The organism is Nocardioides sp., from assembly GCF_025965415.1.
Classification (GTDB): domain Bacteria; phylum Actinomycetota; class Actinomycetes; order Propionibacteriales; family Nocardioidaceae; genus Nocardioides.
The window spans coordinates 1-14,799 of record NZ_JAOPWY010000167.1 but is presented as its reverse complement, the minus strand read 5'-3'; the positions used below and the strand labels follow the sequence as shown (position 1 = coordinate 14,799).

Genomic DNA, 14,799 nt, shown 5'->3' with positions numbered 1-14,799 from the left:
GCGTGCGGGGCTGGGTCAGCGTGCTCATGCGTTCGCCTTTCCGAACAGGCCCTGCGGCCTGACTGCCAGGAGCAGTGCCACCGGGGCGAAGACGGTGAACATCGCGAACTCGGGGAACAGCGTCTTCCCGAACTCGTCGACCAGTCCGACCAGGGCGGCGGCCAGCAGGGCGCCGTTGACCGATCCGAGGCCCCCGACGACCACCACGACCAGGGCCATGATCAGCATCTGGAACTCGGTGCCGGGCTCGAGGCCGGTGAAGGCTCCGCCCCACACGCCGGCGAACGCAGCGAGTGCGGAGCCGCAGGCGAAGACGACCATGAAGATGAGCGGCACCTTGATGCCGACTGCACGAGCCATTTCCTGGTCGTCGACAGCGGCACGGATCTGGGCGCCGGCGCGGGTGCGGTTGACCAGGAACCACAGACCGAACCAGACCAGGAGCGCGATCACGATGAGTGCGATGCGGAACCACGGGAAGGTAAGCCCGCCGACCTCCAGCGAGGTGGTCAGCCCGGGCGGACGCGGTGGGTTCCTCGGGGCTCCGCCGAAGTAGCCGAGCATGAGGTCGGAGAGGAAGAACGCGAGACCGATCGTGACGATGATCTGCTGCAGCTCTCGTCCGATGAACCGGTGGAGCAGGACGCGCTCGAACAGCATTCCCAGCAAGCCGACGGCGACCATGGCGGCGCCGAGTCCAGCCCAGTAGCTGCCGGTGGTGTTGAGCACTTCCAGGGCGAGGTATCCGCCGAGGAGGTAGAAGGCTCCGTGAGCCAGGTTCAGGGTGCGCATGAGGCCGAAGGTCAGGGTGAGTCCGCTGGCCACCAAGAACAGCAGCGCCCCGTACGACAAGCCGTTGAGGGTGCGTGCGAGCACCATCTCGATCTCCATTGCATTCTCCGTTTCGCGTCGCCGAGTAGCACGGCCCGGGACCACCACGTGCTACGGGTGGTCCCGGGCCGTCGACTCAGTTGACCCAGGTGCCCTTGAGGTCGTTGTAGGGCTTCTCGTCCATCGCCTCTTCGGGGGCGAAGGTCCAGAACTGGCTGAGGTCCTCACCGAGCGTCTTCACGACGGTGTTCTTCAACTCGCCGTCGACGCTCTTCATCTGTCGCAGGTACACCGGGAGGTTGGCCTGCCCGTACTCGTCGAACTGCAGCGCCCCGCGGGGAGCGTCGTCCAGCTGAACGCCGCTGATGGCCTCGCTGAGGGTCTCGTAGTTGATGTCGTCAAGGTCGGCGACGGCGGCGTCGAGCACCATGCCGGCAACGTACGCGGCTTCGGCGTAGATGCCGGGCGTGTAGGAGTACTTCTTCTGGAACGCCTCCTGGAACTCGTTGTTCGCAGGGGTGTCGAGGGCCTCGGCGTAGTACATGACCGACTCGATGGGCGTGGCGAGCTTACGCTGCGACGCCTCGGGAAGGGTGGAGAGGTCGGTGCCGAAACCATTGGCGATCATCGGGATGTCGCTGAGGCCGAAGTCGCGGTAGGCCTGGAGGAACTTGGCGGCGTCAGAGCCCGAGGACGTCTGGATGATGACGTCGACGGACTTGTCGATGCTCTGCGCGACCGAACCCCAGTCGGCTGTGCCCAGGGGGGTGTAGAGCTCCTGCTTGATGGTGCAGCCCGCGTCCTCGTAGGCCTTGGCGAAGCCGCCCATGGCCTCCCAGCCGAACGAGTAGTCGAGGCTGACCATGGCGGCGGTCTTGTAGCCGGCGTCCTTGCAGGCGTACTCCCCCAACGGCAGCATGATCTGCGAGGCGGCGTTGCTCACGCGGAACATGTTGGGAGCGTGCTGACGCTGGGTGAGGTCGTCGGCGGTCGTCGCGGTGAAGATCGTGGGCACGCCCGACTCGGCGATGTAAGGAGCGACGGCGTAGGCCACCGCGCTGCTGATGACGCCCACGACGGCGTCGACATTCTCCTTCTCGACGAGGCGCTGGATGGACTCCTGCGCGATGGTGGGGTCGTTGCCCTCGTCGCCGGTGACGATCTCGACCTCGGTGTCGCCGAACTCGCCGCCGGCGACATCCTCGACGTAGTGGCGGAAGCCGTCTGCCTGGTCCTCGGCGATGCCGGCGAACGGCCCGACGGAGGGCAGCAACAGCCCGACCTTGAAGACGCCGTCGTCCCCGCCGGCAGTGCCGGTGTCGGCCCCTGCGCAGGCAGTCAGTACACCTGCGAGCGCCAATGTGGCGGAGAGTGCAACGCTCTTGCGAAACCGGTTCATGCGACCAAGCTCCTCGTTCTGGGTGAAGCCGCTGTGACCTTTGCGACAGCGGTACGTGCCCCCCGGATGCAACGTTGTGCCACTGTATGCAGTGGTACACGACACGTCAATGGTGTCCGCGTTACCGTTGTGTTACGACGTTCAGCCGTCTAGCCGCGGCGGCGGCTGCAGCAGCAACCGGGCGGTCGTGGCGCGGTTGGAGAGGTCCTCGACGGCGCTGCGCCACTCGCTCAGCGGGCGGGCATCGTACGTCGGCGGGGCGATGGCACCTGCGACGGTGAACTCGAAGATCTGCGCATAGCAGCGGCGCATCAGATCCGGGGTGCGCTTGCGGTAGTCGCTGATCTGCACGCCGGAGACCTCGATGTTCTTCAACATCACGTAGTTCATCTTCAGCGTGGGGATTCGTCCCGCGGCGAACCCGACGATCACCAGCCGACCCCGCCACGCCACGGCGCGCACCGCACCGTCGAAGGGGTCACCACCGAGCATGTCGATGACCACGTCTGCGCCGTGCCCGTCCGTGAGGTCCAGGACACGGGAGCGCACGGTCTCGCGCAGGGGTGCCTCCGACAAGTCGACGACGTCGTCCGCGCCCAAGGACTTCAGCTCGTCGAACCTGTCCGGGCGCGACACGCCCGCGATGACCTGGCGAGCGCCCAGCGCACGCGAGAGCTGCACAGCGGCGGAGCCGACCGCGCCGCTCGCGCCCAGGATCAGGACACGGTCGCCGCGTTCGATGCGGGCACGATCCACCAGGGCCATCCAGGCGGTGTCGAAGGCCAGCGACATCGCCGCCGCGTCTTCGAAGCTCAGCTGCTCGGGGAGGACGTAGACCTGGTCAGCCCGGACCACGCACGCCTGGGCGTACCCGCCGTACTCGGCCATGGCGAGCACACGATCCCCGACCTTGACGTCGGTGACCTCAGAACCAATGGCCAGGACCGTTCCGGCCGGGCCCTTGCCCGGGATGTAGGGCAGGGTCGGCTTGAACTGGTAGTCGCCCCGCATCGTGACCAGGTCGACGTAGTTCACCGGCACCGCCGCGACGCCGACGAGCACCTCCTCGGGGCCCGGTTCGGGACGGTCGACCTCGGCGACCTCGACGGCGTCGAGGTCGGCGAACTGGGAGATGAGAACTGCCTGCATCCGCTCGCTCATCCCTTGGCTCCCTCGGTGAATCGGACGGGTTCGATGGCGACGGCCTTGTCGGCGATGAGCGCCTCGATCTTGCGCTTGTCGACCTTGCCGGAGGGAAGCAGGGGTAGTGCGCCCATGACGGCATAGAACTCTGGCATGTCGTACTTCGACAGCCCTGCCCGGTCCAGGTGCTGGAGAACGTCGTCGGCCGCGGGCGGCTGTTCCTTGGACGTGACGACCAGGCAGACCCTCTCCCCCAGACGCGGGTCGGGGACGGACACGGCCGCGACGGCCGCCACGCCGGGGCAGCCGCCGGCCAGTCCTTCGATGCGTGCGGGGAAGATGTTGTGACCGCCGCGGATGATGACGTCCTTCTTGCGACCGGTGATGCGGATGTAGCCGTTCTCGTCCTGCCACCCCAGGTCACCGGTCAGCAGCCACCCGTCGTCGGTGATGCTGGCCTCGGTGGCGCGCTGGTCGTCGAAGTAGCCCAGGGTGATGCTCGGACCGCGGCCCAGGATCTGTCCGACCTCGCCGGCGGGCAGCTCGCGCGTGGAGTCCTCCCGGTCGACGATCTTGACCTCGTGGCCCTCGAAGGGGCGTCCCGAGGTCTCGGCGATCAGCTCGGGGGCATCCTCGGCTCGCGTGTAGTGGTGGGAGCCGGCCTCTGTCATGCCGTAGCCGGTCTGCGGTGTGATTCCACGTGCGCGCAGTCTCAGGACCACGTCCTCGGACACGGCCGCGCCCGAGATGCGGAACCCTCGCAGGCGCAGTCCCTGCCCGTGACCCCTCTCGATCTCCCCGAGCAGGTCGATGACGTGGGTGGGCACACCGAACGCGAACGCGGTGGCGGTCTCGGCCATGCGCTCGGCGACGCTGGCGCCACGCGGAAGGTCGTGCGCGACGAGGGTTCCGCCGTTCGTCAAGGCCGTCAGCATCGCACCGAAGCCGAGGTTGTGGCTCAACGGTGAGAGCGAGTAGATCACCGTGTCACCGCCGAGCGCCCAGTCACGGGCCATGGCGCGCACTGGGGACAGCAACGTGTTGCTGGAGTGCATGACACCCTTGGGTTCACCGGTCGAGCCCGACGTGAAGGCCAGGTAGACCACAGCGTCCGCGTGCGTGCGGTGCGCCGGCGGCGCAGGGCTCGCGGCGAGGTCGGCGAACATCCCCGGCTCCCCCGGCTGGTCCGGCTGGCTGCTCGGGTCGGTGAGCGGCGCCACGTGCAGCGTGGCCGGCGACGTGGCCAGCGTGCCCAGCTCGGCGAAGATGTCGTGACGTTCGGCGTCAGCGCCGTAACCGGGCTGGCCGATGAACGCCGCCGCTCGCATGCGCTCGGCAAGCTCCACGACCTGTCCGACGGTGTGGTCGCGGTGGAGGGAGGGGCAGCAGACCAGGCCCAACCGGGCGCACGCCAGGACCGCGACCGCGACCTCGGCCCGGCTCGGCAGCCACACCGCCACCCGGTCACCGTCGCGCAGGCCCTGCTCGTGCAGCCAACCGGCCAGCCGGCCGGCCGCATCGAGCAGGTCGCGGTAGGTGTGGGTACGTGCGCGCTCGACGATCGCGGGGCGCTCCGGGTGCGCGTACGCGCCGACCTGGAACACGTCCCACAGCGAGTCGGCGCGCCAGCGCCCCTCGCGGTAGTAACCCTCTGACTGGACAGGGTCCAACCGCGTCAGGATGCGGTTGACCATCAGCGGCGTCCGCTCTTGTCGCCGGTGAAGGGCTTGGCCAGCTTGCGGAAGATGTTGCCGATCGCCGATCCGAGAGCGCGCATGAGCGCGCCAGCGACCAGTCGGATGCCGCCCACCGAGGGCGCAGCCTGCCCCGGGACGGCGGCAGCGTGCCGGGGGCCCGCGGCCGACGGGGCCGCCTGGACCGGGCGCGACGGGGTGGCCGCCCTGCCGGGCAGCTCCTCGGCAACGGGGTCCGGCTGTGCCTCGGGCGCCACGGGGCCGGTCAGGCGCGCCTCGAGGTTACGGGCGAACTCATCGGCGATGCGCTGGCTGACGTCCTTCATCACTCCGCGCCCGAACTGGGCGATCTTGCCGGTGACCTTGACGTCGGACACCAGCGTCACCTGGGTGCCCTCACCCTGGGCGACGATGTCGACGACGACGCCGGCATCGGTCGCGCCGCGGCCCTTGGTGTCCTTGGCCCGTCCGGTGAGTTTCATCGTGCGCGCGTCGTGGTCGCGCTCATCGATGGTGACCGTGCCCTGCAGGACGACCGCGAGCGGGCCGAGCTTGACGGTCACCTGTCCGCGGTACTCGTCCTCGCTGAGCTTCTCCAGGATCGCGGCGCCGGGGATGCACTCCACGACGTCCTCCGTGCGCTGGAGGTAGTCCCACACCTCACCGGGGGGCGCCTGCACCTGGAACTCGTTGTCGATCTGCATGGACCAGCCACCTCCGTGGAATCAGTTGTACATCGCAGCATACAGCTGTATTCAGAGGCGGTCCAGATAGGTCTGGACTTCGTCCGGCTGCTGGCTCCTGGTCAGCGCGAGAGCCAGCGCGATGCGCGCCTGCCATGCCGGCCGGGCGCCCGCGACGACCTTGCCGGCGGCCTTCATCTGCGGGGAGCGCAGCACCTTCCCCGTGGGGACCCGGGTGGACTGGCACACCACCACCCCGGCCCGGACGGCGCGTTCGAGTGCCTCGTCCTCGGCGGCGGTGGGTCGTCCCCCACCGGTGCCGGCGGAGACGATCCCTCGCGCACCGGCGGCCACCGCTGCGTCGATCAAGGCGCCGTCTGCGCCCACGTAGGAGATCACGACGTCCACGCGAGGCATCCGCGCGACGTCGCCGACGTCGAAGACGGGTGTGCTGTTCGAGTCGTGTCGCATCCGCAGGTCTACGCTGCCGTCGGCCTCGACGTGTCCTACCGGGCCCATGTCCGCGCCGGTGAACGCATCGGCACGAAATGTCGTCGCCTTCGCCACGTCTCGACCGGCGAAGATCGTGTCGTTGGAGACCACCAGCACGCCGTGACCCAGCGCGTGCGGAGAGGCGGCCAGGCGCACCGCCTGCAGCAGGTTCAGCGGCCCGTCCGCGGCGAGTGCGTTGAACGGTCGCATCGCGCCGACGACCACGACCGGTTTGAGGCAGTCGACGGTCAGGCTGAGCAGGAACGCGGTCTCCTCGAGGCTGTTGGTGCCGTGGGTGATGACGACGCCGTCGCATGGGGAATCACACGTCAGCTGCTGCACCGTCTGCACGAGGGTTGCCCACGACTGGACCGAGAGCTGGTAGCTGGGGACCCGCTCGAACGGGACCGGCTCGATGTCGGCGACCTCGGTGATCTCGGGGACGGCGGCGAGGAGCTCCCCCTCGGGCAAACGTGAGCGCGCTTCGGTGTAGAACGCCAGATCGGTGCGGTCGTGCCCCAGGGAGTCGATGGTTCCACCGGTGCTGATCAGCGCGATGCGGGGGCGCGAGGACATCAGATGTCGCCGGCCGCGTGCACGACCATCTGCTCGGGTGTCGCGAGCCACACGTCGTCTCGCTGGGCGAGGCGCGCCAGGACCGGCCGCAGCGCTCGGGTACGGAACGCCTCACCGCTGAGCCACGGATGCAGGTGCAGGCAGAGCATGCGGGGGGTCTGGGCGCCATCGCGGACCAGCACGTCGATCGCCCGCTCGACCGACTCGGCGTACACCGCCGGCTCCACGTCGCGTTCGAGCATCGCAGCGACGTCGGTCAGCTCCCACGACACGGGCACCGACCACAGCGGGGCGGCCGCCTCCACGCGGTAGGGCGCGTCGTCGTTCCCCCAGTCCAGCATGACCCTCACGCCCGCGTCGGCCAGGATGCCGGGGGTCAGTGCCGACTGGGACCAGCCAGGCCCCATCCACGTCGTCGGTGTCGCGCCCAGCGCTGCATCAAGCCGCTCGAGGGTTGCCTTCACATAGGCGCGTTCCTCCTGCTCGACCATCGCGGAGGTGATCGGACGACTCGCACTGAGTCCGCCAGCTGCGATCTGGGACGCCTGGTCCACGACCAGCTCCCGGACCGGGGCGTAGTGCTCGGCGGTCATCACGTCGAGCACGCCGGTCCAGGGGATCTGCAGCTCGCCGAGCACCTGGCTCAGGCGCCACACGCCGACACGGTGTCCGAACTCGCGATGCGACAGGCGCGGGTAGTCGGGATAGGGCGCGACTCCGCGCCCTCCGGGGACCGGAACTGCTGGTGCCACGCGCTCCCATTCGGCTGACCGCACGTCGAGGATGACCGCAACCGCGAGCGGGCGTCCGCCCGGCCACGCCGGCGCGGAGGAGGTGTGGACGGGCCGATAGCGGAACCACCCGTGGTCGTAGCCAGGACGAGCTGGCCGATCCGCGGAGGTGAGATTCAGGGCGCGCGACCCCCCGGTGGCACGTCCGCCGATCATGCTGCGCCCCCACCGGTGGCCTGGGACAGGTCGTCCTCGAACGCCGTGTTCAGGTAGTGCTCAGCGATCATGGACCCGGTCGCGATCCACACGTCGTCGCGCGAGCGCAGGTGAGCCAGGACGGCGTTGAGCGCCTCGACCCGGTGCGGTTGGCCGATCGCGAACGGGTGCAGCGACAGGCACATCATCCGGCCCACGTGCTCCTCACCTTCGCAGAGCTCGTCGAACTGGTCGGTGCACATCTTCGTGTACGCCTCGCCTTCGCGGTGCGAGCGCATCAGCAGCGGTGCGTCGTTGAGCGAGTAGGTGTAGGGCAGCGCGACGAGGCGTCGGCCGGACCGGGTCAGCAGCGGCGCGGGTCGCTCGTCGTGAACCCAGTCGGCGTGGTAGGTCATGCCCTGCTCGGCCATCAGGTCGGGCGTCCACGGGTTGCCCGAGATGTTGGGACCGAGCATGCCGGCGAAGTGTCGGCCGGTGCGGGAGAAGAGGAGGTCGTCGACCTCGGTGAGGAAGTCGCGCTCCTGGTCCTGGGTGAGCCCGGTGAGGTAGCGAGTGTTGTACAGACCGTGACTCATGAACTCCCACCCGCGCGTGACCATCGCCTCTGCGACCTCGGGATAGTGGTCCAGGACGGCCACGTTGAGTGAGGTGGTGCACGGGATCTCCCACCGGTCCAGCACCTCCAGCATCCGCCAGAAGCCGGCGCGGTTGCCGTAGTCGTGGTAGCTGTACTTGCGGATGTCGGGGTGCGGTCCGCGCGGATAGGGGTCCTGCGCCCCGGCGGGCGGCAGGTACTCGTAGTGCTCGACGTTGGGGACGATCCACACCGCCAGCCTCGCCCCGCCAGGCCACGCCGGCGAAGACCGGGCCGTGATGGGCTGGAAGGGAAGTCGGTCGTGGACGGGCTCGAACGGCCGCTCGTGCGCCCAGGTCATGCGACGCCCGCGTCCGGGTCGCTGGCCCCCCGACGTCGGCTGACCGCGATGATCGCGTCGTTGATCGCGTCGTAGGAGCCGCACCGGCACAAGTGTCCCTGCAAGCCCTCCTCCACCTCGCCGCGGGTGAGCTCACCGGACGTGCGGTCCAGCAGCGCCTGGGCGCTGGCGAGGAAGCCAGGCGTGCAGAAGGAGCACTGGAACGCCTGGGACTCGATGAACTGCTTCTGCAGCTCGCTCAGCTCACCGGCCGTGGCGGCTCCCTCGACAGTGACGACGTCGCGGCCCTCGAGGGCGAACTTGGGCAGGATGCAGGTGCTGACCGGCTCTCCGTCGAGGAGCACGGTGCACGTCCCGCACACGCCGAGCCCGCAGGTCTCCCGCACGCCGTACAGGCCACGTGCCCGCAGCGCTGCGACCGTGGAGCCTGCCGCCTCTCCGCTCAGGGTCACCTCTTCGCCGTTGATCCGGCAGGTGACGTCCTTGACTTCCTCGGTCCCGCTCACAGCGCCTCCAGTGCTTCGATGACCCGCTCGGGGGTGATGGGGAGCCGACGGACCCGGGCTCCGGTGGCTCGCGCAACGGCATTGCCGATGGCGGCGATGACAGGAGGCAGCGTGGTCTCCCCCAGTCCATGAATGGTGGCGGCCCCCGACTCCTCGAGCAGCCCGACTTCGAGCTTCGGCAGGTCGCCCATCGAGGTGATGGCGTAGTCGGACATGTTCGGGTTGGTCAGCTGCCCGTCCTCGAAGATCAGCTCCTCGTACAGGGCGTGGCCGATGCCGAAGATCATGCTGCCGTGCATCTGCAGCTTGGCCAGCTTCGGGTTGATGACCCGACCGGCGAGCGCGGCGGCGTAGAGCGAACGGAGGTAGATCTTCCCGGTGGCGAGGTCGACGTCGAGCACGACCGATGCGCTGCCCTGGTGCCAGTGGTCACTGGCCAGTCCCTGACCCGTCTCCGGGTCCAGGCCACCGGCGGTGATGACCTCGCCCTGACCCACGATGCTGCCGGTGCGGGACTCCGCGAGCACGTCCGGGATGGAGATGCCGCTGTCGAGGACATCGCGGATCTCGACCTTGCCCTCGTTGAGGACCAACTTGTCAGCGGACACGTCGAACATGTCCGCGGCGCGTTCGAGCAGGCGCTCGCGGACCTCGGCGGCCGCCTTCGAGACTGCGCCACCCATGGCCCGGGTGGTGCGGCTGGAGCTGGTGGTCTGGTCGTAGGGGGTGTAGGCGGTGTCGGGTGCGCTGACGCTGACGTGCTCGATGTCGACCTCGAGCTCCTGCGCGGCGATCTGCGCCAGGACGGTGTGCGCTCCCTGACCCATCTCCACCGACGACGTCAAGACGTGTACCGACCCGTCGTTGTCGAGACGGACCACGGCGTGGCTGGTCGAGGGGGTGATGGTGGACTTCAAGATCACCGCGACGCCCTTGGCGCGCACGATGTCCTCGCCCAGGTCGACGCGGGCGTCGTCGGGCCAGTCGACGGCTTCGGCGGCCATGTCGAGCAGCTCGTCGTAGACGGCCTCGCTCATGATCTCGCCGGTCGCGAACTCGTCGCCGGGCTTGAGCAGGTTGCGGTGGCGAAGCTCGACGGGGTCCATGCCGAGGGCGTCGGCGATCTGGTCCATCTGGCTCTCGTACCCCCACGCGGCCTGGGAGACGCCGTAGCCACGGTACGCACCGGCAGGGACCTGGTTGGTGTACAGGGCGTAGGAGTCGATGCGCACGTTCGGGATGCGGTAGGGGCCGACGCAGCTGTAGCTGCCGTTCTTGATGAGGCGCGGGCTGATGTCGGCGTAGGCGCCACCATTGAAGTAGATCGTCACGTCGCGTCCAGTGATGGTGCCGTCGGACTTGACCGCGGACCGCATGTGGATCTGTGCGGCGTGCTTGGTCGTGGTGAGGAACTCCTCTTCCCGCGACAGCACGAGCTTCACCGGCCGGCCACTGTGCCAGGCCAGCGCGGCGGTCACCGGCTCGACCTTCGCATACGTCTTGCCGCCGTACCCGCCACCGATCGGCGGCACGGTGACTCGCACCTTCGAGGACGGGAGGTCGAACATCTCGGACAGGGTGTCGCGGACCGCGAACGGCGCCTGGGTGCTGCTCATCACGTGCAGGCCCTGAGGGTTGAAGGAGGCCAGGACGACGTGCGGCTCCATCGTCACGTGAGACACGGCGGGGCTGTAGTAGACGTCCTCGATGATGTGGTCGGCCTCGGCGAAGGCTGCGTCCACGTCGCCCTTGCGAACCTGGAACTTGGTGCAGACGTTGCCCTCGCGACCCAGCAGACGGATGTCGGAGTAGCTGCGCCGGCGGGCCCGCGGCGGCTGGTCGTGGACCAGATCGGCGTCGGCGGCGAGCGCCTCGTCGACCGAGGTGATGGCCGGGAGCTCCTTGTACTCCACGTCGACGAGCTCGGCGGCGGCTCGGGCGATCTCAGCCGACTCCGCGCCGACGATGGCGATGGGGTCGCCGACGAAGCGGACCTTGCGGCCGCACAGCACGGGCTGGTCGTTGATGACGGGGCCGTAGTGGCGCGCCGGGGCGCCTGGCTTCTCGAAGTCGGCGGCGGTCATCACGGTGACCACGCCGTCCATCTCCAGGGCCGCCGAGACGTCGACGGAGACGATCTCGGCGTGCGGGACGGTGCTGCGCACCAGCGCGGCGTGCAGCATGCCGGGGATCTCGGCATTCAGGGCGAAGTCGATGCTCCCGTCGACCCGGGACCGGGCGGCGTACATGTCGACGGACTTGCCGATGGCCGAGCCGGCTTCGACCGCAACGGCACCGTCGTGGTTGATCTCAGCGGGTGTCTTCACAGCCGGGTCGCTCCGTTCGGGTGGTTCTGGGTCAGGCCACGCAGGGTTCGCTTCACGAGCCGGCCGGTGACCTGGCGCCGGTAGGCAGAGGAACCGCGCACGTCGTCGATGGGCTCGATCTCGGTCTCGAAGGCGTGCGCGACATGTGCCCACAGGTCATCGGTGGGTGCCTGTCCGACGCAGTCGGCCAGGGCTCGGGGGACGCTGAAGGGCGTGGAGGTGGCTCCGGCGACCTGGACGTTCACGGCGCGACATGTGCCGTCGATGACCTGCAGCGAGGCTGCGACACCGACGCAGGGACGGTCCTCGGAGGTCCGGCTCACGTACTTGACGTAGTGGGTGCGCGTGCCTGCGTCCGGTCGCGGGATGATCACTTCGACGGCGAGCTCGTCGTGCTCGATGGTGGTCTCGTAGTAGTCGACCAGGAACTCGCGCAGCGGGACGAGGCGGTCACCGCGGGTGCTGCGCAATCGCACCTGGCAGTCCAGCGTGACGAGGATCGACGGCGGGTCCGAGGCGTAGTCGGCCTCGCACAGGTTGCCGCCGATCGTCGCGCGGTTGCGGACCCGATGGTTGGCCACGAGCGGGAGCGCCTGGGTGAGGGTCGGCAGGACCGCCGACAGGTCCTTCGAGCGTTCCATCGTGCGCAGGGTGGTCAGACCACCCAGTCGCACCTCGCGCTCGTCGATGTTGATGTAGTCCAGGCCGGCGATGTCTTCGAGCGAGACGAGGGTGTCAGGAAAGAGCAACCCGGTGCGCATCATGAGCATCAGCGCGGTGCCTCCGGCCACAACCTTCGTGTCCTCGTCGGAGTGGCGCAGCACTGCGAGCGCCTCGTCCAAGGTTGTCGGACGTAGAACACGCACCACAAGGGCCTCCTCAGGTCGTCGGGTTGTCAGTGTATGCAGATGAATGCCGTCACATGCAAGCATTTCGCGCAGTTGTGACGTGGGTGTAACTCAGGACGCCTCGAGAACCAGCTGTTGGCAGGTGACCAACGCCACCAGGCGGTCGCTCGAGCCGGGGCGGCGGCGGTAGACCTCAGCAGAAGCCACGACCGTGCGACGCCCGCCGTGCACGACGTGCGCGTGCGTCACCAGGACGTCGCCCTCGACAGCCACGCCGACGAGCTGACTGGTGACCGCGGTGGTCGTGTAGGAGTCGTTGCCGAGGAAGGCCTCGGTCGCCCAGCCAGCGGTCGCGTCGGCGATCACCGAGTACACCCCGCCCTGCACGGTCCCCCGCTGGTTGAGCAGCGCACGCGACACGGGAGCGCGGCTCTCGGCGGAGGACGTGGTCACGCGGGTCAACTGCACCTGCGCCAGATCGAGGGCTGAGCCGGGCGGAACGTCGACCACCTCGGCCGGCGAAACCCCGCCTTCGGCGTCCCGCGCGAGCGCACCAAGCCTGGAGAACCTGGACGACGAGTCATCGGCGCTCGCGCCGGAATGGGACGGCTTCACATTACCGGGCATGCATACTAACGTACACAGCATAGAGCACGATGACTGCCACCGATCGAGTCCCGAGACGGATGTCACCGAGCTTCGGTATCCCGGAAGGTATGTCATGACGACGAGCAGCAGCCCACGAACCTCACCCTCTGGGCCCTCGCGGGGACGGGCATCCACTGCGCGACAGCGCGGCGCCTACGACAGGATCCGCCAAGCCATCGTGAGTGGGGACCTGCGCCCCGGCGAGCCCCTTGTGGAGACGGCGCTGGCCGACTGGTGCCAGATGAGCCGCACCCCGATCCGCGAGGCCCTCACGCGCCTGGAGCAGGACGGCATCGTCGTGCGAACCGATCGTGGACTGAGCGTGCGCGAGGACAGCCCCGAAGACGTCTTGGACCTCTACGAGACGCGCATCGCGCTCGAGGCGACTGCGGCGCGGATGGCGTCCGAGCGACGCACCATGCACGACCTGTTGCAGATGCACGAGCTTGCGCAGACCATGATCGACATGGGCTCACCCGAGCCGGCGGCGATGGCCGCCGCGAACGACCGGTTCCATCGCTCCGTGTGGAGGGCCACCCACAACCGGTCCATGATCGATCTGCTCAACCGCCTGGGACTGCATCTCGGTCGCTACCCGGCAACCACGCTTGCATTTCCGGGTCGCTGGGAGCGCGGCAACGACCAGCACGTCGCCCTGGTTGAGGCGATCGAGAACCGAGACGGCGACGAGGCCTCGCGTCTGGCGACCGAGCACTTCACCGAGTCGCGCAACATCCGGCTCAAGCTGTGGACCGGCCATCACGCGTCGACCGACTCGACGGTGTGAGGCACTCCTCGCCCTGGTAGCGCCCGGACGTCGGCCGATTCGGTCGTGAGGGTCTGCTGCGGGAACCGGTCGGCCACCTGCTGCAGCCGGGCGACGTACGCCGGCCAGTCGAGGTCGGGCAGGTTGGGGGACGAGATGGCGAGGCCGGCCGCGCCGTCGATGCCCTCGCGCAGGATGTCGGCGTGGCCGGCGTGCCGGGTGGTGTCGCTGATGACGTGCGACGATGCGGGCCAGGGAGACGTCGCGGTGCTCCTCGGGCCACCACGGCACGGCGCCGCGAGCGTCGAGCGGCAGGTCCGCGACGGCCGCGTCGCTGGAGGGCGGTCTTGGGGTCCAGGAGGTGGTGGTCCATCCGTCGATCATGCCCACGGAGCCGGACAAGGGGCGACCGCATTGTCGAGGCGACGTACGGTCGCGACGTGCCATCTCGCGTCCACTCACTCCACGTCGCCCCCGGCCGACGGCTGCCGACGAAGTCCGTCGACGCGGTCGAGGCCGAGGCCGGCGCGGGTCTCGTCGGCGACCGCTACCACGGGAGCAGGCACCGCCACGTGACCGTGCAGGCGCTCGACGACCTGGCCGCCGCGGCCGAGGCGCTCGGCCGACCGGTGGACCCCGGGCTCACCCGCCGCAACATCACCCTCGACCGCGGACCCGTCCCGACCAGGCCCGGTGACCGGTTCCGGATCGGCGACGTCGAGCTCGAGGTGGTGCGCATCGCCGCGCCCTGCCGGCTCCTCGACGACGACCTCGGTCCGGGCGCGATGCAGGCACTGCGGTCCCCGCGCGGCGGCACGGTCTTCCGGCTGCTCAGCTCCGGGACCATCCGGGTCGGTGACGAGGCCACCTCGAGCCGGGGCTAGGTGTACTGATCGGGCACGTTGGTCGAGATCGTGTGACGACACGATCTGAATGAGCTTGGAAGGCGAAGACCTCCGGGCGTGGAGTGGAGCTGTCTAAGAACCGCTTCCACCACCTGGAGG

Annotated in this window: 14 protein-coding genes and 1 pseudogene; 2 read left to right on the top strand and 13 right to left on the bottom strand. The window is 68.9% G+C overall.

The window, feature by feature from the left end; translation table 11 throughout:
* Positions 1–24 precede the first annotated feature (24 nt).
* The 12 genes from JWN97_RS17170 to JWN97_RS17115 form a co-directional block, all read right to left on the bottom strand.
* Positions 25–891 carry a branched-chain amino acid ABC transporter permease gene (locus JWN97_RS17170; protein ID WP_297625433.1) on the bottom strand — a complete coding sequence of 289 codons (867 nt, stop codon included), beginning with the start codon at positions 889–891 and terminating at the stop codon, positions 25–27.
* 76 nt (positions 892–967) lie between these two features.
* The gene (locus tag JWN97_RS17165) at positions 968–2,230 is read right to left on the bottom strand and encodes an ABC transporter substrate-binding protein (protein WP_297625430.1); all 1,263 of its coding nucleotides are present in this window, start codon (positions 2,228–2,230) and stop codon (positions 968–970) included.
* A 141-nt stretch (positions 2,231–2,371) separates the two neighbouring features.
* Complete coding sequence (locus JWN97_RS17160) at positions 2,372–3,391, bottom strand: NADPH:quinone oxidoreductase family protein (RefSeq protein WP_297625427.1); 1,020 nt, start codon at positions 3,389–3,391, stop codon at positions 2,372–2,374.
* The gene (locus JWN97_RS17155) at positions 3,388–5,043 is read right to left on the bottom strand and encodes a class I adenylate-forming enzyme family protein (RefSeq protein WP_297625425.1); all 1,656 of its coding nucleotides are present in this window, start codon (positions 5,041–5,043) and stop codon (positions 3,388–3,390) included. Before JWN97_RS17155 ends, JWN97_RS17160 begins: the two co-directional genes overlap by 4 nt.
* A gap of 23 nt (positions 5,044–5,066) precedes the next feature.
* The gene (locus tag JWN97_RS17150; RefSeq protein WP_297625423.1) at positions 5,067–5,771 is read right to left on the bottom strand and encodes an SRPBCC domain-containing protein; all 705 of its coding nucleotides are present in this window, start codon (positions 5,769–5,771) and stop codon (positions 5,067–5,069) included.
* Positions 5,772–5,822: 51 nt separating this feature from the next.
* Positions 5,823–6,818: an asparaginase gene (locus JWN97_RS17145; protein ID WP_297625420.1), complete on the bottom strand. Its 996-nt coding sequence runs from the start codon at positions 6,816–6,818 to the stop codon at positions 5,823–5,825.
* Positions 6,818–7,474, bottom strand: coding sequence for a hypothetical protein (locus tag JWN97_RS17140; protein WP_297625417.1), 657 nt, complete (start codon positions 7,472–7,474; stop codon positions 6,818–6,820). The genes JWN97_RS17145 and JWN97_RS17140 overlap by 1 nt, the downstream gene beginning before the upstream one ends.
* Before the next feature lie 287 nt (positions 7,475–7,761).
* Entirely contained in the window at positions 7,762–8,700 is a 939-nt protein-coding gene (locus JWN97_RS17135) for a polysaccharide deacetylase family protein (RefSeq protein WP_297625414.1), read from the bottom strand.
* Positions 8,697–9,206, bottom strand: a complete 510-nt coding sequence (locus tag JWN97_RS17130) for a 2Fe-2S iron-sulfur cluster-binding protein (RefSeq protein ID WP_297625411.1) — start codon at positions 9,204–9,206, stop codon at positions 8,697–8,699. Before JWN97_RS17130 ends, JWN97_RS17135 begins: the two co-directional genes overlap by 4 nt.
* Entirely contained in the window at positions 9,203–11,533 is a 2,331-nt protein-coding gene (locus tag JWN97_RS17125) for a xanthine dehydrogenase family protein molybdopterin-binding subunit (protein ID WP_297625409.1), read from the bottom strand. Before JWN97_RS17125 ends, JWN97_RS17130 begins: the two co-directional genes overlap by 4 nt.
* Positions 11,530–12,465: an FAD binding domain-containing protein gene (locus JWN97_RS17120; RefSeq protein WP_297625406.1), complete on the bottom strand. Its 936-nt coding sequence runs from the start codon at positions 12,463–12,465 to the stop codon at positions 11,530–11,532. Before JWN97_RS17120 ends, JWN97_RS17125 begins: the two co-directional genes overlap by 4 nt.
* 27 nt (positions 12,466–12,492) lie before the next feature.
* Entirely contained in the window at positions 12,493–12,834 is a 342-nt protein-coding gene (locus tag JWN97_RS17115) for a PaaI family thioesterase (RefSeq protein ID WP_297625403.1), read from the bottom strand.
* Between the two features lie 172 nt (positions 12,835–13,006).
* Here JWN97_RS17115 and JWN97_RS17110 point away from each other — a divergent pair, with 172 nt between their 5' ends.
* Positions 13,007–13,816: a GntR family transcriptional regulator gene (locus JWN97_RS17110; RefSeq protein ID WP_363321308.1), complete on the top strand. Its 810-nt coding sequence runs from the start codon at positions 13,007–13,009 to the stop codon at positions 13,814–13,816.
* On the opposite strand, the pseudogene JWN97_RS17105 reads toward JWN97_RS17110, so the two are convergent.
* Positions 13,789–14,061, bottom strand: a pseudogene (locus JWN97_RS17105) (DUF664 domain-containing protein); the annotation flags it as partial. The gene JWN97_RS17110 and the pseudogene JWN97_RS17105 sit on opposite strands and share 28 nt — an antisense overlap.
* Before the next feature lie 174 nt (positions 14,062–14,235).
* On the opposite strand from JWN97_RS17105, the gene JWN97_RS17100 reads away from it, so the two are divergent.
* Positions 14,236–14,679, top strand: coding sequence for an MOSC domain-containing protein (locus JWN97_RS17100; RefSeq protein ID WP_297625398.1), 444 nt, complete (start codon positions 14,236–14,238; stop codon positions 14,677–14,679).
* Positions 14,680–14,799 lie beyond the last annotated feature (120 nt).